The organism is Bacteroidia bacterium (genome assembly GCA_040880525.1).
Lineage (GTDB): Bacteria > Bacteroidota > Bacteroidia > CAILMK01 > JBBDIG01 > JBBDIG01.
In genome coordinates, this window is sequence record JBBDIG010000045.1 from 70,404 (window position 1) to 89,061 (window position 18,658).

Annotated in this window: 20 protein-coding genes; 10 read left to right on the forward strand and 10 right to left on the reverse strand. The window is 45.8% G+C overall.

What is annotated here, in order from left to right; all coding sequences use genetic code 11:
- Positions 1-98: 98 nt before the first annotated feature.
- The 5 genes from trxB to WD077_13010 form a co-directional block, all read right to left on the reverse strand.
- Entirely contained in the window at positions 99-1,076 is a 978-nt protein-coding gene (gene trxB / locus WD077_12990) for a thioredoxin-disulfide reductase (GenBank protein ID MEX0968149.1), read from the reverse strand.
- A gap of 177 nt (positions 1,077-1,253) precedes the next feature.
- Positions 1,254-1,475, reverse strand: coding sequence for a PspC domain-containing protein (locus WD077_12995; GenBank protein MEX0968150.1), 222 nt, complete (start codon positions 1,473-1,475; stop codon positions 1,254-1,256).
- A gap of 66 nt (positions 1,476-1,541) precedes the next feature.
- Positions 1,542-2,831 (reverse strand): DUF2851 family protein, encoded by a 1,290-nt coding sequence (locus WD077_13000; GenBank protein MEX0968151.1) that lies wholly within the window; start codon positions 2,829-2,831, stop codon positions 1,542-1,544.
- Between the two features lie 41 nt (positions 2,832-2,872).
- Positions 2,873-3,688: an orotidine-5'-phosphate decarboxylase gene (pyrF, locus tag WD077_13005; protein ID MEX0968152.1), complete on the reverse strand. Its 816-nt coding sequence runs from the start codon at positions 3,686-3,688 to the stop codon at positions 2,873-2,875.
- A 6-nt stretch (positions 3,689-3,694) separates the two neighbouring features.
- The gene (locus WD077_13010; protein ID MEX0968153.1) at positions 3,695-4,246 is read right to left on the reverse strand and encodes a hypothetical protein; all 552 of its coding nucleotides are present in this window, start codon (positions 4,244-4,246) and stop codon (positions 3,695-3,697) included.
- A gap of 81 nt (positions 4,247-4,327) precedes the next feature.
- On the opposite strand from WD077_13010, the gene WD077_13015 reads away from it, so the two are divergent.
- Positions 4,328-5,317, forward strand: coding sequence for an acyl transferase (locus WD077_13015; protein MEX0968154.1), 990 nt, complete (start codon positions 4,328-4,330; stop codon positions 5,315-5,317).
- 60 nt (positions 5,318-5,377) lie between these two features.
- On the opposite strand, the gene WD077_13020 is transcribed toward WD077_13015, so the two are convergent.
- From WD077_13020 to WD077_13040, 5 genes are all read right to left on the reverse strand, one after another.
- Complete coding sequence (locus tag WD077_13020; GenBank protein MEX0968155.1) at positions 5,378-8,347, reverse strand: T9SS type A sorting domain-containing protein; 2,970 nt, start codon at positions 8,345-8,347, stop codon at positions 5,378-5,380.
- Positions 8,348-8,414: 67 nt separating this feature from the next.
- Positions 8,415-9,317: a lipoyl synthase gene (gene lipA, locus WD077_13025; protein ID MEX0968156.1), complete on the reverse strand. Its 903-nt coding sequence runs from the start codon at positions 9,315-9,317 to the stop codon at positions 8,415-8,417.
- Between the two features lie 148 nt (positions 9,318-9,465).
- Entirely contained in the window at positions 9,466-10,233 is a 768-nt protein-coding gene (locus tag WD077_13030; GenBank protein ID MEX0968157.1) for a hypothetical protein, read from the reverse strand.
- A gap of 121 nt (positions 10,234-10,354) precedes the next feature.
- The gene (gene ytxJ / locus WD077_13035; protein ID MEX0968158.1) at positions 10,355-10,708 is read right to left on the reverse strand and encodes a bacillithiol system redox-active protein YtxJ; all 354 of its coding nucleotides are present in this window, start codon (positions 10,706-10,708) and stop codon (positions 10,355-10,357) included.
- A gap of 188 nt (positions 10,709-10,896) precedes the next feature.
- Complete coding sequence (locus WD077_13040) at positions 10,897-11,025, reverse strand: hypothetical protein (GenBank protein ID MEX0968159.1); 129 nt, start codon at positions 11,023-11,025, stop codon at positions 10,897-10,899.
- 248 nt (positions 11,026-11,273) lie between these two features.
- Here WD077_13040 and WD077_13045 point away from each other — a divergent pair, with 248 nt between their 5' ends.
- The 9 genes from WD077_13045 to WD077_13085 all read left to right on the forward strand — a co-directional run bounded on the left by WD077_13045 (position 11,274) and on the right by WD077_13085 (position 18,489).
- Entirely contained in the window at positions 11,274-11,948 is a 675-nt protein-coding gene (locus tag WD077_13045) for a metal-dependent transcriptional regulator (protein MEX0968160.1), read from the forward strand.
- Positions 11,938-12,876, forward strand: a complete 939-nt coding sequence (locus tag WD077_13050; GenBank protein MEX0968161.1) for a zinc ABC transporter substrate-binding protein — start codon at positions 11,938-11,940, stop codon at positions 12,874-12,876. The genes WD077_13045 and WD077_13050 overlap by 11 nt, the downstream gene beginning before the upstream one ends.
- 6 nt (positions 12,877-12,882) lie before the next feature.
- On the forward strand, positions 12,883-13,683 hold the full coding sequence (locus WD077_13055) for a metal ABC transporter ATP-binding protein (protein MEX0968162.1): 801 nt from the start codon (positions 12,883-12,885) through the stop codon (positions 13,681-13,683).
- Positions 13,683-14,975, forward strand: coding sequence for an iron chelate uptake ABC transporter family permease subunit (locus WD077_13060; protein MEX0968163.1), 1,293 nt, complete (start codon positions 13,683-13,685; stop codon positions 14,973-14,975). The genes WD077_13055 and WD077_13060 overlap by 1 nt, the downstream gene beginning before the upstream one ends.
- A 288-nt stretch (positions 14,976-15,263) precedes the next feature.
- The gene (locus WD077_13065; protein MEX0968164.1) at positions 15,264-16,154 is read left to right on the forward strand and encodes a metal ABC transporter permease; all 891 of its coding nucleotides are present in this window, start codon (positions 15,264-15,266) and stop codon (positions 16,152-16,154) included.
- Positions 16,155-16,205: 51 nt separating this feature from the next.
- Entirely contained in the window at positions 16,206-16,601 is a 396-nt protein-coding gene (locus WD077_13070; GenBank protein ID MEX0968165.1) for a hotdog domain-containing protein, read from the forward strand.
- Between the two features lie 281 nt (positions 16,602-16,882).
- The gene (locus tag WD077_13075) at positions 16,883-17,251 is read left to right on the forward strand and encodes a hypothetical protein (GenBank protein MEX0968166.1); all 369 of its coding nucleotides are present in this window, start codon (positions 16,883-16,885) and stop codon (positions 17,249-17,251) included.
- A 2-nt stretch (positions 17,252-17,253) separates the two neighbouring features.
- A complete protein-coding gene (locus tag WD077_13080; protein MEX0968167.1) occupies positions 17,254-17,688 on the forward strand; it encodes a tyrosine-type recombinase/integrase in 435 nt (144 codons plus the stop codon).
- 51 nt (positions 17,689-17,739) lie between these two features.
- Entirely contained in the window at positions 17,740-18,489 is a 750-nt protein-coding gene (locus tag WD077_13085) for a hypothetical protein (GenBank protein MEX0968168.1), read from the forward strand.
- The last annotated feature ends 169 nt before the right edge of the window (positions 18,490-18,658 follow it).

Consider the following 18,658-nt stretch of genomic DNA (forward strand, 5'->3'; position numbering starts at 1 on the left):
AAACAACGGATTCTTCACCTATATGGATTTCTTACCGGAAAGGCACCGGTGGAATGGATAATCAGAAAAACCTGGTCACAAAACTGAACCGCATTCCATTACGAAACTACCTGAGCGGTTTCGTGCTCTTTCATTACTAAAAAGCGCTCTGCATCCAGGGCGGCCATACAGCCGGTGCCTGCGGCTGTTACTGCCTGGCGGTAAACTTTATCCTGGGCATCACCACTGGCGAAAACACCTTCCACATTTGTATGCGTGGTGCCTTTCACTACTTTAATGTATCCGGTTTCATCCAGTTCCAGATAATCCTTAAAAATATCAGTATTAGGTTTATGGCCGATGGCGATAAACAGGCCGGTTACTTTCAGTTCCCGCTCATCACCGGTTTGATTATTCACCACGTGTACGGCAGTTACCTCTTTTTCGCCAATCACTTCCCTGACTTCATGATGGTATAGTATCTCAATATTCTTAGTATTTCGCACCCGCTCCTCCATAATCTTTGATGCACGGAATTCATCCTTTCGCACCAGCATATAGACTTTTTTGCAAAGCTTTGCCAGGTAGGATGCTTCTTCGCAGGCAGTATCTCCGCCCCCCACAATTGCTACTTCCTCTCCCCGGAAAAAATAGCCATCACAAACCGCACAGGCAGAAACTCCGTGCCCGTTGAGCCGCTGCTCCGATTCTATGCCCAGCCATTTTGCTGAAGCTCCGGTAGCAATGATCACTGCCTCCGCCTCAATAGTCTTCGACTCATCAACGGTAACCTTGTGCGGGTAGCCTGAAAAATCCACAGAGGAGACCAGGCCATATCGAATGTCTGTGCCGAAGCGCTCCGCCTGTTTGCGGAACAGCTCCATCATTTGAGGCCCCTGGATCCCTTCCGGATAGCCGGGATAATTCTCTACATCAGTGGTAATCATCAACTGTCCACCGGGTTGTATGCCGGCATACATCATAGGATTCAGCTCTGCCCGTGCTGCATAAATGGCAGCCGTATATCCTGCCGGGCCGGAGCCTATGATCAGTAATTTTACCTTTTCTATTTCTTCTGTTCCGTTTGTGCGGTTCATAAATTTAACTTTTTAATACAGGTGCAAATTTAAGAATTAACAAAATGCTTTCCCTTTGGGTGGATGATTTCAAATACAGGATGATCCTTAATTTAATTTTCCTGACCTGAAGGAATCAACGAATGGATTTACCTTTTTTATGAAATAATCCAAAACCGAAAATGAACATTCCTGTGGCTAAAAATCCCAGATAGGATTTCTGCGCCTGCGCCTGATGTAGTTGCGCATATTCAGCAAAAAAGCAAATGCCAGATATACCAGGATCGGTGAACCGAGCGTGAGAAAGGTGGAATACACAAAAAACATCCTGATGTGGGAAGTCCGGATGCCCAGCTTCTCTCCCAAATAGGAGCAGACACCAAAAAACTTCACTTCCATAAAATCTCTGATTCTTTTCATTTCTTATTGCAAAAGAAGTTGTTACAATAGTTCCAAATATTGCTTAACAGGCAGCAAATTACAAAATTATCCGGTCGCCTCATTTATACTTAAATGAAGAAGTTTATTGCCGATAGCGCATTGGAGGCAGCGCACCTTATCGCAATATTCCTTTTTCAGATGCAGCAGAGCCTGCGAATCCGATGCCGTCCCATTAGGAACACCCAGTTCCTCAAACTTTCTTAAAATTCGATTGCCTTCCGGCTTCATGTGCTCCAAAAGAGACAGCGCCCGTTCCCTGTGTTCGAGCGACTTTTTGGCATTGCCATGCGCAAAAAGAAAAGGAGCTATAGTATTGATGATTATGGTTTTGACGGCTGTATCCCCCGTTTTCTTCTTCGTCTTGCGCGCTGAAGGATTGCCAAAACTGTAGTGAGTATCCCAATATTCAGAAGCTGCAACCTTGAAATGCTGCATTACCTCTTTGGGTTCCTTTACCTCCAGGATTTTGGTAAACAGGTGCGTAGACTGGCTCACTACCTGGGCAAACTGAGCAATGCGGATGGTCGGAAAATTAGCAGGACGCATTCGCATCATCTTCCACATTTGTCCGGGAAGTGGCTGTAGTCCATACTTCTGTTTCAGGAACTGATATTCCTTGCGCAGCTTTTGGGGATATTCATCCTGATATTCAGGCTTCAGGAGGCCAGCCTGGCCATATAGCAGCGCTTCCAACTGAAACAGGTTGTTTTTGTGTTTGCCCAGCACCCTGAGCGATAAACTGCGGGCAAGCTGCTCAAAGGCGAAGGCATTTACATTAAAGCCAAAATTCCGCGCCAGTTGCTGATAAAAGGTTTCGCTCCAGTCGTAGCGGTTTTGCCTGAGAACTGAAAGAATGTACCCGGCCTTTTCCTCTACCCGCTCCATGGCCATGCGCCCTGCCCAATGCGTGAGGGTGAATTCGTTTACCTGGCCGATCATATTCTCGCATGGAATAAAATCTTCATTGGATCGGAGATAGTCATATCGCTTCAGCAGGTGCGGAGAAATTCTTCGCTTCAGTTCCAAGGCAGGAATCTTCCCCACTCCGGTGTCTCCCAAATAGTCATGATTATACACTACATGAAGCACCACGTTATCGAAAGCCTTGTCGAGGTGATGCTGGTGCCGGTGCCAATCGGAACTATTGACGTGGATTTCCACATTTCCGGCCCAGGTGGTTGTGCCGATGCGAATGCGGGCATTAAAAAAGTCCGGACCCGAATCGTTATTGCGCTGACCAGGGTGAAGCACCTGTAGCCGCTCAGCACCTATGCGCAATTTGTCGTGGTCAAAAAGCTGGTACTTCCAGATGTGGTAAAGCAGTTCTTCATTCATTTCCCTGGAGGATTAAAAAAAGCGAATGGCTGCTAAAGATACTAAACTCTGTATTTCTGAAGCAAACTTTCCATTTCTTGTTGGTATTCCCTGGCTTTATCCTGTGCCTTTGCCGCAAAATCTTCTCCCGTTCCTGCGTAAAGAATGGCGCGCGAGGCATTTACCAGTAGCCCACATTCCGAAGTGAGTGCCGCTTCTGCCACAGCGCTAAGGCTGCCACCCTGCGCCCCCACTCCGGGAATAAGGAAAAAAGCATCAGGCGCCAATTTCCGGATGGTGGCCAATTCTGAAGGATGGGTAGCGCCCATCACATACATCAGTCTTTGATGTCCATCCCACTGCTGCGATCTTTTCAATATTAATTCAAACAGCCTTTCATTTCCCACTTTTTGCTGCTGGAAATCCGTAGCGCCTTTGTTGGAGGTCAACAATAACAGAATGGCCCATTTACCGGAAAACTCCATGAATGGCGTCACAGAATCCTCGCCCATATACGGAGAGACTGTAATGGCATCGAATGGAAAAGTTTCAAAAAATGCGCGGGCATATTGGCGGCCTGTATTGGCAATGTCTCCGCGTTTGGCATCGGCAATTTTGAAGGTATCTGCCGGCAATTCCTGTAATGTGCGCTCCAGGCTCCTCCAGCCCTTCATCCCCTGTGCTTCGTAAAAAGCCGTGTTGATTTTATATGCCACTGCAAAATCGCGGGTAGCGTTGATGATTTCCCTGTTAAATTCAAAAACAGGATCAGGCAGACGAGAGAAAGGTGCGGGAATTTTATCAGGATCTGTATCAAGCCCCACGCACAGAAAGGAGCGCTTTTTCCTGATTTGACTTACAAGTTCTTCTTTCTGCAATGTTCTTTAATTTAAGATAAATTCATTTGATTCAAGCGTGTTACTTTGATTTAGATCTCTGTCATAAATCCAGACCCTTAGCTTTACGGTATCGCCAACCACAGGTAGCTGAAGCAACGGAAAATCCAAAAGTATTTCATATCTGATTTCACCTGTTATGGGTTGCGGATCGCGCCCTGCTCCAAGCAATCTGCTAATTCGGGTATGGAAATTCAGTGGACCTCCCGGATCCGGATGGTTCATCGAAACTGTTTGGAAGGTGTCATTTATTTTTTCCAAATATTCTACATGCAGATTATAAAAATACTGGCTCCCGGGATCAAAAGGTGGGAAAGTATCGCCAGGAGATAATCCGATATCACCGTTGCCATCTTCATATCCAATCCTAATGGTGAGTGTATCGGAGCTTGTCTGCTCCTCCATCTGCAAATACGTGAGCACCGGCACATCAAGTAAACCTGCTGTTTTCTTGCACCCCGCCAATAAACCTGCGGCCAAAACCGGCAGGGAAACAATAATAATTTTGCAGAAAGCCGTTGACTGAAAAAATGCTGGCATATTTTATTAAATGTGCATGAAATATTTTACAAACATACTCCTGCCGTTAGCGGTAAAAAAGCTGATAAATAATCACTGATCATGCAATCTCCTGAAAGTTTTAAGGATTTGCTCTTCTCCGTTCATCCGGGAAATTTCGAAAAAATGGCCTTGTCACTTTTTCGTTATCAGGCGAAAGAAAACAGTGTTTACAGAACGTATCTGGAACATCTTAACGTAAATCCGAAAGATATTGATGCCATAGATCAAATACCTTTTTTACCTGTGGAGCTTTTCAGGAATCATAAGGTAATGACAGGCCATCAGCCAGTTGCGAAAATATTCAGAAGCAGTGGAACCACAGGCAGCATTGCCTCTCAACATTATGTAGCCGATATCCAGCTTTACGAGAAATCACTGCTGCATTGTTTCCGGCAATTCTATGGCGATCCTGCTGAATATATCTTCCTTGCGCTGCTCCCATCCTATCTGGAACGTGCCCAATCTTCCCTGGTATACATGGCTCAGGTCCTTATCAGAGAGAGCAATCATTCCAGCAGTGGATTTTTTAAGGATGATCTCCCGAAGCTGCTGGCGCTAATTGAGCAGGAAAGGAATGCTCCCCGCAAAATATTTCTGCTGGGAGTAAGCTTTGCTTTGCTGGACCTGGCCCAGCAATATAAGCCGCAGCTAGGCCGGGCGATAGTGATGGAAACCGGAGGTATGAAAGGACGAAGAGAAGAACTGATCCGCGAAGAACTTCACCATGAATTGAAGATGGGCTTTGGAATTGAAACGATTCATTCAGAATATGGGATGACTGAATTGCTGTCGCAGGCATATTCGGCCGGAAATGGCTCCTTCCGTTGCCCTCCCTGGATGAGCGTTTTAATTCGTGATATTTCGGATCCGTTTGCGTTTTTGCCCCAGGGAGATTCAGGTGCGATTAATATTATAGACTTTGCCAACCTCTATTCCTGTAGCTTCATTGCCACTTCTGATATTGGTCGCTGCCATGCGCACGGCAGCTTCGAGGTGCTTGGGCGCCTTGACCACAGCGAGATCCGGGGCTGTAGTCTTTTGATGCCGTAAAAGCACAAAGGGATGAGCGCATTGCCCATCCCTTTGCATACCTAAAGTTTATCCAATGATTTATTTCAGCACCACAAATTTAGCCGTGGTTTTGAAATTTTCGCCTTCCAGCCTGGCAAAATAAGTTCCCGGCTTATACGCCCCGGTATTAATTCGAACCTCGCTATTTGCAACTTGCTCTGGCGTCAGGTTCATCGTCTCCACCTGTTTTCCATCCATGCTGAAAATACGCAAGGTTGAAGCACCATTTCCGGCTGATTTGAAACTGATGTTCATGTATTCACTGGCAGGATTGGGGAACAACTGAAGTTTCGCTACTACGGGTTTTTCCTCATCCTTTTCTTCAATAGAGGTAAGTAATGCGCCTGACTTAAATATACCTCTGCCGTGCGTGCCAATAAAAAGAGTAGGGCCATTATATTCCTGATTTATCGGTAATACCTGCCATAAATCGAAAACCGGCACTACGTCCATTTCCCCATCATTCCCCGGCTGCCATGACGTTACTCCGGTTGCGGTAGCCGTTTCCGTATAATAAATACCCAGCTCCGTACCCAGGATAATTTTTCTTGAATCCTCTGCGCTGATAAGAGCACTATAAACCGGCATTCGCGGCAGATTAGCCTGCACTGAAGTAAATGTTGGATTCGCACTTAGAATATCATCGCTCAAAAACACGTGGTTATTAAATGAGCCATAATTACCCAGCGTCATTACCATCCGGTTGCTGTCATTCGGGTCAATATAAATACCTGTTACGGCCTGATTTCCTGAATAGATAAGGTCTTCCTTGACTCCATATTGTGCAAAATTCAGCGAAAACAACGTGTCAGAAAATCTCGCAACAGAATCCATCACCCGGTTCATTGCGGTATTTCTCAGGCCGCTGATCCGGTAGAGATTTCCATTAGAAGTAGAAACAAAAACCTTATCTCCATTTTTTGATGCCTCAATTCTTTGGGCAAAACGGGCATTGGCCAAATTTGAGATTTTGAACCAGGTGGGCGTTTTCGTAAAGTTGGTAGCCTGTTTGGTCATCCATATTCCTCTTACACTCGCATTATTACTGGGAGAAATGGCAATGAAAAACTTTGACTGCACTGGATCCGGAATTTCAACAACTTCTCCTTTCAGTACCTGCTCCTCAAAAGTATATTCAAAATCTCTGTTGCCATTGGGGCTTCTGAGGGTAATAACCTCTCCTACCTGATAGAATTTGTCTGCTATGAAAGAAATGGTTTCTGTGCTTGCGGTGTCATTTGGATCTTCCCAAAGATGCATCGGAGTAATAAACGGATTGCCATTATCTCCGGAAATAGGATTGTCATCAGGATTTGGCTCAATATTCCTGTCAAAGAAATTTGAGAAGGAAGTTCCTTTATTCTGAGAACGCTCCATTGCCGCAAATTGCGATTCTCCTATATATATATTGGGATTGATGCGTGAAATAGCGGCATCACCCCCATCGCCCCCTTTGATCTTAATACCCTGAAGGCCACCTACTCCACTGCCATCCACTCTAATAGTTCCGTTGTCCTGTGTACCTCCAATGGCTGCTCCGGTGGTGGCCCCGGCTACTGAATAGAATTGCGTGGTTACATATCCTTTGGTAATTTCAGAATAGGTAGGCAGTGAATTATTCTGTGCATCCAGCGATTTATATATTCCGCCATCGGTTCCCACGTACATAATGTATGGTTTGGCCACCGTGTCAAAAACGATTTCGTGCTTATCGGCATGGATGTAAAATGGATTTCTATTATTGATCCCGATAAGCGTGGCTAACCCTGCAGCCATGCTCCAATTCTGTGATTGGGTCCATTGATAATAATCCACACCTCCCACAAATAAGCGGTTTTCATTATAGGGGTCTACGGCAATGGTATGATTATATTCTCCCTGTCCGCCAAAAAGGTCAAAAACGGAAGAACCCGTGGCTATAACACTCCATGTTTCTCCTCTATCCGTGCTTTTATAGGCACGTTCCAGTTCCCTTCCTACCACGCCTGTAGCGTATATCACATCTGGATTTGAAGGGGCAATTGCAATTCTTAATCTTCTGAGCCCGTTACTGATCCTTACTTGATCAAGCGGTGCATTTGTTCCTACTTCCTCAAAAGTAGCCCCGCCATCAGTAGATCTGTAAAGTCTGGCCACAGAGATAGAAGAATTTTGCGCTACAGCAAAAATGGTATTTCCATCGGGAGAAATTTTCAGATCGGTGATGACGGGAAAAGCTCCCGGCCCGCTCACCGGAAATGATTGCAATACCTGAAATGATTGCCCACCATCTTCTGTTACCATTAAATCCCGGTCAGTCCCGGCAAAAACCTTATTGCCGACTGAAGCAAGAATATTGACATTGTCCCACCGGTTATTACCTCCGAAAAGCGGAGTAGGTTCCGTAGCCTCAAGAAATTCAAAGGTTTCTCCCCGGTCAGTAGATTTCCACATTCCACGCCCCATGAAACCGGTTCCTAATGCTCCGGCTCCGGCTGATGTAAAATTCAGCTCTCCGGTACCAAAGTAGATGTCGCCATTCTCAGTTTGCGTAATGGAAGAAATGATGAGACTATTGAGGTCGGTGGAAGTTTTTTTCCAGGAGGCACCAAAGTTTGTTGATTTAAAAAATCCTCCTGAAACGGCTCCACCATAAATGATATTATTATTATCCCGGTCTACCCATATTGCACGCGTCCGGCCTCCGATATTATCCGGCCCCATAGATCTCCAGTCAAAAGCGATATCCTTTTTATTCTGAGGCATGGATTCATGCATGTCCAGGGCCTTTTGCACATCAGCAGGATCAACCAATCCGGTGTATTGATTTGCCTTCATCCGGTTCACATATTCAACAGCCCCTGCTATGCCCTCCGAATTATGTTTTTGAACGAATGCTTCCAGATTCCTTTCTCCTTTTGGTGGCGTATAATATTCCAGCCCCGGGCTGAAGGCTTCTATGCCTGCCCATGTTGATACAGCCGCAACCAGTATCAGCACCAGCAGCGAATTTGTTGATCGTATTTTCATTTTAAGTTTGTTTGATTGTTCAGTATTATTCATCTGTTATTATTACCTTTTTTCATTTTTCATAAAATTATAAGGCCGGTTCCATTTGGCCAATATATGGTTTTACATGTCTTTCGGAATGATAAGATGATCTGACGAGCGGGCCGGACTCCACGTAGTTAAAACCCATCGCCATTCCTTCTTTTCGAAAATGTTCAAATTTCTCAGGAGTTACGAACTCTTCAACGGCAAGGTGCAGCGCAGTAGGTTGCAGGTATTGCCCGATTGTCAATACATCCAGCCCATTCTTCACAAGGTCTTCCATAAGCTCGTATACCTCCTCATCGGTTTCACCAAGCCCCAGCATAAAGCCTGACTTTGTACGCATATTCGCTTCCCTGGTTCGTCTTATCTGCTCCAGGCTGCGATCATATTTCGCCTGTGGCCTTACCCTCCGATAGAGCCTCCTTACCGTCTCCATATTATGAGAGATCACATCAGGCTCCTCATCTATGACGCGCTGCAATGCGTCCCAGTCCGCCCGGAAATCCGGTATCAGTACTTCGATCGTAGTATTGGGATTCAGTCTTTTTACCTCGTGAATGGTTTCTGCCCAAATCACGGAGCCTTTATCCTTCAGTTCATCGCGGTTCACTGAAGTGATCACGCAATGTTTTACGTTCATCAACTTCACTGCTTCAGCAACACGCTGCGGCTCACCGGTATCCAGTTCCTTTGGGCGGCCGGTGGCTACTGCACAAAAAGAGCAAGATCGCGTACAGGTATTTCCCAGGATCATGAATGTAGCCGTACCTGCTCCCCAGCATTCCCCCATATTAGGACAATTGCCGCTTTCACATATCGTATGGAGCTTATGATCGTCTACAATCTTCCGGACCTCCTGGTAATTTTTACCGGTAGGCAATTTCACTTTTAACCAGGACGGCTTTTTGGTCCTGGGTTTCTTTAGTATGGTTCCTGAGTTTTCCAATCCCGGAGTTAAATTTTAAAGTGCCAAAATTAATTTGTGAGCGCGATGTTAAGAGGGTGAAACTAATATTTTTTCAGCCACATCGCAAAAACCAGTTTATAACCGGCATCTTCCTTCCTTTAATCGGCATCATTAGGACAACATTTCTCTACCATCGCTGCCCAATTGAAAACTGTAAAAAAAGATTCGGGAAGACCCGCTGATTCTCTCCAAATGCAAAAATAGGGATTTCCGATACGAAGACATCCAGTATTACGCCAGTCTCTATGAGTTGAAGCATGCGATCATCCCTGCCAATTTTGTATTCAAGCCCTGCTTTTAAGGATGTACCCGCCTTCAGTTGCAGGTCGTCCAATCCTTCAAAAAAACCGCTGGTTCCAAAAATGGCTGTTTGATTGGTATGAACAGCCGGCTCATACTGTTCATATTCTACACGATAAGTCGTGCCGCCAGGATTATAGCGCACAATCCCCAGCACCACCGGCTTTAGCAACGCAAGGTCCAAACCTATGCTATAATTCAACCTGAGCCTCACATCACGCGGCAACACCCGGATGGAAAGCTTGCGGTGAGAACCTATAAATGGGCGAATCACGAACAAGCTGTTTAGCTTGCCGAATACATAAGGAGTGGTGCCGTCATAAAATGGGTTTTTTATCCGGGCTTCTTTAGGATGGCGGATATAAAGGAAATCAAGCCCGGCAACCAGCGGAATTTGCTCTTTATACTCGCTGCCAAATTTGCCGGTAATTCCAAAACCATTGGTATGCGCAATTATTCCCCCGGTCAATTCTGTAGTATAGCCGTGATGTTCAAAGTTTTGGGCCGGCAACACCTGCGGCAACAGAAGCAGTACGCCAATGAGCCACCCGACATGCCACACGCCAAATGTAGATAATGCTACTTTTCTGACCATCCGTGCAAAAATAATTTAAAAGAAGCTGGAAACCGGCAAAGTCTGAAGCGCAATGCCAGGGAGAGATCCTCCCGGGTTCAAATTAGAACGCGTTTGAGACGCTGCGGCTGCATCAAAAAGATTAGTCCGCTAATTCTTTATCGTCAATTGCGGAAGTGATCCGGGAATAGCTGATATCAAGATGGCTTAGATGCATTATGCATTCCCCGTTTTTGATGAGCAAAATTTGAGGTGATTCATGTCTCACCCCAAATGTACCTGCCACTTCCTGCGATATGGCCCGCGCTGTGATCACATTTAATTTATAGGGATGGATCTGGAGAGAAGTGAGATTCCACTTAGCTTGCAGGCGATGCAAGGCTACAGAACTTATTGAACAGCGGTGAGAGTGCTTAAAGATGAGGACAAAAGCAGAGTGGGACTGCGCTTTGATTTCTTCAATCTGTCCCGGTTCAGTGAATGGCGTCCAATCCATTACACCTGTTCCTTATCACTTTGATGAATCTCCTGCGGCTCATAGTGCAGATAATTCGGGCATTTATCCCGGTTGCATGAGGCAAACGCAAGAAGAAATAGAATTAGAAAGAATCCTGAAGTAAACCGTTTCACTTTTAGAAGGAGATAAATTTAACGGCTATAACAAGAGGCATTAAGCAAATGTTGTTAGCCCTGCTCGTTGAGTTGTTCCAGTTTGTCGCCATCTAACACGGTGGGACAACGATCTCTGCTGCAGGAGGTGAAACTTCCTGCCATAAATCCTGCGATGGCTAACACGGCAAATAACTTCTTCATTTGGATGAACTTTTTAAAGTGCTTTGTAAGTGTAAAGTAAAACATTCCGGCTTGCCCCGGTGTGGCGCGGGTTTGTCAAAAATCAATCCACATCGTTTTTAAAATCAGGGTTCAAATTCTATAACCTTACAAACGACTTAAAAACCTGACTTCTTACGTTTTTAACCCCGTTCGGCAAAGTTCAGGATTTAAATTTTTTAGCCATATCTAAATATTTTTATTAAGTTTGCCAAAATTTTTTATTTGATATGCCTTCTTCTTCTGGTGAGAACTACTTGAAAGCCATATATAAAATAGGCGAAAAAACCGAGGGAGCAATTTCCACAAACGCCATTGCTGCCCAGATGAATACCACGGCAGCCTCTGTTACCGATATGCTGAAAAAGCTGGCCGGACAGAAATTCATACTTTATAAAAAATACAAGGGCGTGCAGCTTACCCCGAAAGGTGAAATATTGGCTAAAGACCTGATACGCAAACATCGCCTGTGGGAAGTATTTCTTGTAAATAAACTGAATTTTACCTGGGACGAGGTGCATGACCTGGCCGAAGAACTTGAACATATCGGAACTGAGACGCTCGTCAATAAACTTGATGATTTCCTGGATAATCCAAAATTTGATCCTCATGGAGATCCGATACCTGACAAAAACGGCAAGTTTCATTATAGGGAACAGGTGCTCATGACCGACCTTGCCGTGGACGAAGAAGCCATAATCGTAGGGGTGCAGGATCATTCCCCGGGTTTTCTGCAATATCTTGATCAGATCAAATTAGTGCTGGGAACCCGGTTGAAGATCCGGGAACGGATTGCCTACGATAAATCCCTGTCAGTGGCACTTTCCTCGGCCCAAAGTGTCACCATCTCTTATCAGGTGGCCAAAAACCTGTTTGTTAAATCTTTACATAAAAATGAAAAATAAGCACATTTTAAAAATCTTAATGATCCCGCTGCTCCTCACGGGGCTATTCGGATGTAACGAACACGAATCCGGAAATGATAACGGCAGTGGAGAAACCCTTTACATTGTTACCACCACAGGAATGATTGCCGATGCCATTTCCAATATTGCGCGGGAAAAAGCCGTGGTAAAGGCTATTATGGGTCCAGGCGTGGATCCGCACCTATACAAGGCGGTGAGCGGTGATCTGCAATTGCTGAGAAAAGCAGACATGGTATTCTACAACGGGCTGCACCTGGAAGGCAAAATGGGTGAGGTGCTTGAGAAAATGGAGCGGGACAAACCCGTCATTGCCATTTCTGCCGGACTGACTTCGGATGAACATTTCATGGCTCCGGGACAGGAAAATACGCCTGACCCGCACATCTGGTTTGATGTCTCACTTTGGGCACAGGCAGTGGAATATGCCGGTAATATGCTTCAGGAATATGACACAGCGAACGCAGCCTTTTATAAGAAAAACATGGAAGCGTATCTCAAGGAACTCCGGGACCTCCATGAATGGACGGGTGAACAGATTGCCTCTATTCCTGAAGGCCAGCGGGTGTTAATTACTGCGCATGATGCCTTCGAGTATTTTGGCCGGGCCTATAACATTGAAGTAAAAGGACTCCAGGGTATTTCCACCGTTGCCGAACTGGGATTACAGGATCGCACCCACATGGTGGATTTCATTTATGAAAATGACATCAAAGCCATTTTTGTAGAAAGCTCCGTTCCCAGGCAGGCCATAGAAGCGGTGCAGGAGGGCGTAGAAGCCAGGGGTAAAGAAGTGAAAATTGGAGGTACTCTCTATTCGGATGCAATGGGCAGGGCCGGTACTTCCGAAGGAACCTACATTGGCATGGTGCAGGCCAATGTTAACACAATTGTTTCCGCATTAAAATAGAAAAGAATGATTACGCATGTAGAGAATCCTGCCCTCGAAGTACACGACCTTACGGCCAGCTATGACAAAAAGCCGGTGCTGTGGGATATTGACTTTACGATTCCCGAAGGTAAAATGACCGGTATTATCGGCCCGAACGGCAGCGGAAAAACAACACTGCTTAAATGCTTTATGGGCCTGCTCAAGCCTGACAGCGGCTTCGTAGAGATATTCGGGAAACCGCTGAATGCTGTCCGCCACCGCGTGAGTTACGTTCCTCAGCGCGGAGCAGTAGACTGGGATTTCCCGGCAAGCGTAATGGACGTAGCGCTCATGGGCCGCTATGGCAAGCGCGGCATCCTGAAGCGGCTGACCCGAAAGGACAGAGAGATTGCCGAAGCCAGCCTTGAAAAGGTGAACATGCAGGATTTCAGGAACCGGCAGATCTCAAAGCTTTCGGGAGGGCAGCAACAGCGGGTATTCATTGCCCGCGCACTGGCGCAGGAAGCTGACCTATACTTTATGGACGAACCTTTTGCAGGCGTAGATGCCGCAACTGAAAATTCAATAATCCAGCTTTTAAAAGAAATGCGGAAGCAAGGCAAAACCTTGATCGTGGTACACCATGATTTGCAATCGGTGATGGATTATTTTGACTGGGTGGTGCTGTTGAATACACGGCTGATCGCTTCCGGCCCCACGCAGGAAGCCTTTACCAATGACCTGCTGAAAGAAGCTTATGGCGGCAAGCTCACGCTGCTCACGAAAATTGGCGACCTGCTGAAAGAGCAGGATTTCCCTGCCCGCGAAAAAAACGAGATCATCTGATGGACCAGCTTTTCCAATTCCTGTCGTTGCAGGATTCCAATGTGCGATACGTGGTGCTGGGTTCCATTTTTCTCTGCATCGGATCAGCAGTGGTTGGCTGCTTCACCTTTCTGCGAAAAAGAGCCCTGATAGGCGATGCCGTGGCACATTCGGTGTTACCGGGAGTAGCCCTGGCATTTATGATCTTTCATACAAAACATCCGCTCGTACTTATAGGCGGAGCACTGGCCACCGGCTGGTTATCTCTGCTTTTCATTGACTTCGTTACCCGCAGAAGCCGTATTAAACCGGATGCCGCCATCGGCTTCACGCTTTCTGTATTCTTTGGTATCGGAATTTTACTGCTCACGATCATTCAGCAGTCGGGTGATGCAGGGCAAAGCGGGCTGGACAGATTCCTTTTTGGCAAAGCCGCATCACTGATGTACAGCGATGTCGTTACCTTCAGCATCGTCAGCCTGGTACTGGTCCTCGTCATCATCTTCTTTTTCCGGGAATTCACCCTTATTTCCTTTGACAGGAACCATGCACAAGCCCTGGGCCTCCCGGTTCGTATGCTTGAGTTCCTGCTCAGTACGCTTACGGTTATTGCTATTGCTACCGGCATCCAGGCAGTTGGGGTGGTGTTGATGGCAGCCTTGCTAATTTCGCCCGCTGCGGCTGCCCGCTACTGGACCAATAACCTGGTCCTGATGATTATCCTTGCTGCGCTATTTGGAGCATTTTCAGGGCTGGCAGGATCATACGTCTCCTATGTTGCGCCATCCATGCCCACAGGCCCCTGGATCGTAGTGGCACTGTCCGCGATTGCAATTTTTTCACTTCTTCTTTCCACGAAAAGAGGAATGCTGGCCCGGTATATTTCCCGACACAAGAACCGGCTGAGGATCACCAACGAAAACATCCTGAAAGCATACTATCATCTGGGTGAAAAAGATGGGGACTTTCAAAAAGGCAGAACCGTAGCCCAACTGCTGGAACAGCGCACTTTCAGGATGAAAAACCTGGAAAACGGACTGCACCGCCTGAAGCAGAAAAACCTGCTTGCAAAGCAAAACGGAACCTGGTCCATGACGGAAGAGGGAATAAAAGAAGGACAGCGCATTACCCGGTTGCATCGTCTTTGGGAACTCTACCTCACGGAGCACCTCCGCATTGCACCGGATCATGTGCATGAAGATGCTGAAGCCATTGAGCACATCATTACACCTGATATTGAAGCCCGCCTGGAAGAACTCCTCCAGTATCCCAGTAGCGATCCTCACCAAACCCGAATTCCATCCAAAACTTAATTGTTATGAAATCAGGAACTACCATGTATTTATTAAGCCGAATACAAGCCAGGGGCAGCCACACCCCCTTCGTCCCCTCCGAAAGAGTCCGGAGTCCTTCGGCCCTCGATGGAGGATTATCCTTTCGTTTGCCCGGGCGGTTATTTGTCTTTAACATCTGTTCATCATCTATTTTTCATTAAAATACAAGTAGCACCAAAAATGAAATTCCAAATTTTATTAATCAAAAAAATAAATGGTGTTTTTTAAAATGAAATTAATAATTCAAAATATTAAAATTTAAGAATAATGGATTCTTTCTGGATTATGCTGACAGGTTCATTGGTAGCCGTTACCTGCGGACTATTAGGCTGTTTTCTTATTCTCAGAAGAATGGCAATGGTGGGCGATGCCATATCTCACGCAGTGCTGCCGGGAATTGTCATTGCCTTTTTTATTTCAGGCAGCCGCACCTCGCTGCCGATGCTTGTGGGTGCCGCAGCCGTGGGATTGCTCACCACCTGGCTTATTGAAGTATTTAATAAAAAAGCACGGCTTCAAAAAGATGCTTCCATCGGCCTCACGTTTACTTCGCTTTTCGCTATAGGCGTCATTCTCATTTCCGCATTTGGAGGGAACGTAGATCTTGACCAGGATTGCGTTCTGTACGGAGAAATAGCCTATGTGCCCCTTGACCTGTGGATTACCGGCAGCGGCATTTCTCTCGGCCCTGCTCCCGTCTGGATTCTGGGCCTGGTATTCCTCCTGGTGGTGCTGATGATCGTGGCAGGATACAAAGGTCTTTACCTCACAACGTTTGACGAACAGTATGCCGCAGCGCTGGGAATTTCCACAGCTTTCTGGCACTACCTGCTGATGAGTGCGGTTTCGCTCACCACGGTAGTATCTTTTGAAAGCGTAGGCGCTATCCTGGTGGTGGCACTGCTCATCGCACCCGCTGTAACTGCTTATATGCTTACGGATGATTTCAGAAAAATGCTGTTTATTTCTGCGCTGGCCGGGATCGTTTCAGCAGTGGGCGGTTACTACCTGGCCGTGTCAATCAATGGATCCATTGCCGGAGCTATGGCAACTGTGGCAGGTTTTCTCTTTGCCCTCGCATTGCTCTTTGCCCCGCACCGCGGCATCCTTTACAAATACATGCAAAAACCCTCCGGCCCTGCCACGGTTCCCGGTTAAAACTGACAGATCAGATAAATTTCGCAAAAACCTGGAAAGCTTTTATTTACTATGAAAAACCTGTTTAATCCGGGCGATAAAAAGACATACCGCCACCAAGTGCGGGCAGCGGATACCGCAGTTTTTGAGAGCGGACCGGTGCATCCGGTGTATGCCACCTTTGCCCTGGCACGCGATGCCGAATGGGTCTGCCGCCTTTTCGTACTGGAAATGAAGGATGAGGATGAGGAAGGAATCGGCACCATGGTAAGCGTGTACCACCACGCACCTGCAGCCGTTGGCCAAACCGTAGAATTTACGGCTGAGGTCATTTCGATAAAAGATAACAGCATCCTTTGCCGCTATGAAGGAAAAGTTGGCGAACGGCTCATTGCCTCCGGAGAACAGGAACAGAAAATCCTGAAAAAGGAACGCCTTGCCAGGCTGTTCCAAAAAATTCCTGAATAAAAAAATACGGCTGCTATTCATGACCCTTTTGGTATGGGCTATTTTCTTCCGGATGAAGCCCGGGAAAAGAACCCACGTAGAGATGGCTTCCATTTTTTACTTTTTCCTGATATGGATTTACTGCACCCCTCGCTCCTCTCCCGCCCCATACCACCACTGTAGTTTCGAAAAGCGGAAGAAATCCTGGCCGCACAGAAAGAACGTGAAGTGATTCTACAGATCAACTTCAGGAAAGGGAATAATTCTATTTTCGCCAGGCACAACCTTATGGGCAACCGGCAATGAGAATTTTTCAAAACCTGTGGCCCACGGGGGCGAAGCCTGCCCTGGCGGAACGGTCACTTCAGAAACTGTACGGTAAGCTGACAGATTTATTAGGGAAATTTCAAATTATTCGATTCCAAATGGACGAAAAGCGGATAGCACTGCGGCATCTTGTACACAAGGGAAAACCACAGATTTCCCTGGTTTTTCCCAAAGACCGTGAATTGAACCTGGTCGTAAAAACCATTGGTGCGGAATGGAGTGGTACACCCCGTTGCTGGTATTTGCGCAATAATCCTCAAAATGTGAAGAAAATATTTGCAGCAGCCAAAGGAAAAGCCTGGATAGATGGCAAGGAATTCTTCAAGGGGGCAGAATGTTGCTAAAAGTGAGGCTAGGCAAAGGGAAGAAAGACCGGATGGTAGTGCTGCCACCGAAAACACTACGAATACTGGAGGATTACTGGCGCGGATATAAGACAAAGGAGTACATTTTCGAGGGGCAGAAAGGCGGGCGGTATTCGCCTGAAAGCTTTTCACAAATTTTAAAGCAGGGCATAAAGCGGGTGGGGATTAGCAAGGGAGTTTCGTTGCATACGCTTCCTCACAGTTATACCACCCATCTCCATGAGCAAGGCACAGACATTTTCGTCATACAGAAACTTCTTGGCCACCACAGCTCAAAGACGACAGAGATCTACACCCACATCAGTAAAAAACACTTCATAATGTTCAGAATCCGGTTGAGAACATGGATATTTGAGCCGAGGGCTAAAAACGCAGAAAGTCTCACAATAACGCCCTTACCGGAGTGTTATATGTGATTTTATCAGATATATAAACGAGTTGTGGTGCATTTGAAAAAGACGACAGAATTGGAAGAAATAATTGATAAATCTTACGAGATATTTAAGAAGTATAAAGCGACAGCCCCTCTTGACGCTTGTACTGAATGCTGCTTGACTAAAAATCAAGAATCCGAACTCGTAAGCTTATCAGTTCGCCATATTCCGTTTGACTTACTTTACGACTACAATACAGCTGCAAAGACTGAAAAACCCGACATTCAAGAATTTAAACACTTTTTGCCAAGATTTCTTGAGTTGACAAAAGAATTGAAATTTCTTCACCACGATGAAGAACTCGTATTCTCAAGGTTTGACTACTACGACAAAGACGAATGGAGTAATGATGAATTAGATGTATTAAAGGAGTTTGCAAATGCTTTCTTCCAATACTGTTTGACTGTCTATTCATTACCTGAACTTGCAAGAATTGATGGAATACTAGTCATGCTTCATAAAATCAAAATTGACATTCATATACTTTTAGCCGAATGGACTATCAATTCAACACCTGAAAGCGTTCTACATTTTAACGACCTCATAAATTGGGGATTTAAAGACAACAAACCTGATGAACTTTCAAGTCCATTTGCAAGCACTGAATTAAGTAGAATAATAACAGAATGGTTGGAGAACGAGACAACTAAAGAAAGGTTTTCAGAACATATTGAGCAATTTATTATAAATCCACCAGCAGAAATTGAAGATAGGATTCTTACTCAGGTAAGTTGGACATACGAAAGAATGAAAATAAAAAGCGCACCACAACATCGGCTATAGCAAATGCGGGCTAAAGTGCTAAAATGAAAGTAATTACACAAAATAAACTAGCTGCTAATCGGACAAGTAAGTGCCTTGAAATCCCGCACTTGCCATAGCCGAGAACCGTTGTAAGCCATTCCCCATATGAAGAAACTCCATTAATTTCTCAAGCTAACGGGATACACAT

Coding starts and splice junctions, on each gene's coding strand:
- WD077_13030 (MEX0968157.1), bottom strand. CDS start 10,233: ATGGTCAGAAAAGTAGCATTATCTACATTTGGCGTGTGGCATGTCGGG.
- WD077_13015 (MEX0968154.1), top strand. CDS start 4,328: ATGCAATCTCCTGAAAGTTTTAAGGATTTGCTCTTCTCCGTTCATCCG.
- WD077_13020 (MEX0968155.1), bottom strand. CDS start 8,347: ATGAAAATACGATCAACAAATTCGCTGCTGGTGCTGATACTGGTTGCG.
- trxB (MEX0968149.1), bottom strand. CDS start 1,076: ATGAACCGCACAAACGGAACAGAAGAAATAGAAAAGGTAAAATTACTG.
- WD077_13070 (MEX0968165.1), top strand. CDS start 16,206: ATGAAAAACCTGTTTAATCCGGGCGATAAAAAGACATACCGCCACCAA.
- WD077_13045 (MEX0968160.1), top strand. CDS start 11,274: ATGCCTTCTTCTTCTGGTGAGAACTACTTGAAAGCCATATATAAAATA.
- WD077_13010 (MEX0968153.1), bottom strand. CDS start 4,246: ATGCCAGCATTTTTTCAGTCAACGGCTTTCTGCAAAATTATTATTGTT.
- WD077_13065 (MEX0968164.1), top strand. CDS start 15,264: ATGGATTCTTTCTGGATTATGCTGACAGGTTCATTGGTAGCCGTTACC.
- WD077_13075 (MEX0968166.1), top strand. CDS start 16,883: ATGAGAATTTTTCAAAACCTGTGGCCCACGGGGGCGAAGCCTGCCCTG.
- ytxJ (MEX0968158.1), bottom strand. CDS start 10,708: ATGGATTGGACGCCATTCACTGAACCGGGACAGATTGAAGAAATCAAA.
- WD077_13055 (MEX0968162.1), top strand. CDS start 12,883: ATGATTACGCATGTAGAGAATCCTGCCCTCGAAGTACACGACCTTACG.
- WD077_13060 (MEX0968163.1), top strand. CDS start 13,683: ATGGACCAGCTTTTCCAATTCCTGTCGTTGCAGGATTCCAATGTGCGA.
- WD077_13040 (MEX0968159.1), bottom strand. CDS start 11,025: ATGAAGAAGTTATTTGCCGTGTTAGCCATCGCAGGATTTATGGCAGGA.
- WD077_13000 (MEX0968151.1), bottom strand. CDS start 2,831: ATGAATGAAGAACTGCTTTACCACATCTGGAAGTACCAGCTTTTTGAC.
- WD077_12995 (MEX0968150.1), bottom strand. CDS start 1,475: ATGAAAAGAATCAGAGATTTTATGGAAGTGAAGTTTTTTGGTGTCTGC.
- WD077_13050 (MEX0968161.1), top strand. CDS start 11,938: ATGAAAAATAAGCACATTTTAAAAATCTTAATGATCCCGCTGCTCCTC.